Annotated in this window: 1 protein-coding gene; it reads left to right on the top strand. The window is 65.6% G+C overall.

The genetic code is table 11. The features are described 5' to 3' along the window. The first annotated feature begins 396 nt into the window (after nt 1-396). Nucleotides 397-885 (top strand): metallophosphoesterase family protein, encoded by a 489-nt coding sequence (locus RAH32_RS21455; RefSeq protein WP_306610414.1) that lies wholly within the window; start codon nt 397-399, stop codon nt 883-885. Nucleotides 886-921 lie beyond the last annotated feature (36 nt).

Genomic DNA, 921 nt, shown 5'->3' with positions numbered 1-921 from the left:
ACGGCGGTCAAGCTCGGGTACGCCAAAGGGCAACACGCCCCGCGCAGGTCCGCCATCCCCCTCCAGCCGCGCGATCTGCGCGCGCAAGGCGGCAATGGCAGGGTTGAAGGACTGTGCGGGCATGATCAGAAGAGATCCAAGGCAGTTGGGAACAAACAGACTCGTTCTTGTTTTGTTCCATCATAGCGGAGCCTGTCAATCCGGGGCAGGGGGGTCTTCTGGGGATATCTCGTCCGCCTGGCTGCGTTATGCTGCCGAAAAGGGCGGAGCCTGCGATATGCTGGTCTGGACAGCTTTTCATCCCAGCATACCGTTGTGGCGGCTCGTCGCGGCGCCATCGCCGTCACGTTGCCGGACTGACGCATGGCCGGCATGCAATGACAACAGGAGCTGCCCATGCAACCATTCATCCAGCCATCTCCGGGGGAGCGCATCGGCGTCATCTCCGACACCCATGGTCTGCTCCGTCCCGAGGCGCTTGAGGCGCTCGAAGGCGTCGAGCGCATCCTGCACGCGGGCGATATCGGCGATCCGGGCCACCTTGACGCGCTGGCGCGCATCGCCCCGGTGACAGCAATCCGCGGCAACATCGACCGCGGTCCCTGGGCCGAGGCCCTGCCCGAGACGGTGAGCCTCACGATCGGAGGCCTGCGGATCCACATGATCCATGATCGCAAGGCCTTGCGGGCCGATCCGGGAGCCGAGGGGTGGAACGTCGTGATCTCGGGCCACTCCCACAAGCCCGGCATCGAGGAAACCGGCAGCACCCTCTGGCTGAACCCCGGCGCAGCCGGCCCCCGCCGCTTCCACCTGCCGATCACGCTGGCTTTCCTTTGGGAAGAGGCCGGCCGCCCTCGTGCCATGATCCACCCCTTGCCTGTCTGACCTGCTAGCGATTGGACATGGCTCGGTCGTCAGCCC

The sequence above is a fragment of the Paracoccus yibinensis genome (genome assembly GCF_030846195.1).
In the GTDB taxonomy this organism is placed as follows: domain Bacteria; phylum Pseudomonadota; class Alphaproteobacteria; order Rhodobacterales; family Rhodobacteraceae; genus Paracoccus; species Paracoccus yibinensis.
This window is presented reverse-complemented; position numbering and strand designations above follow the sequence as displayed.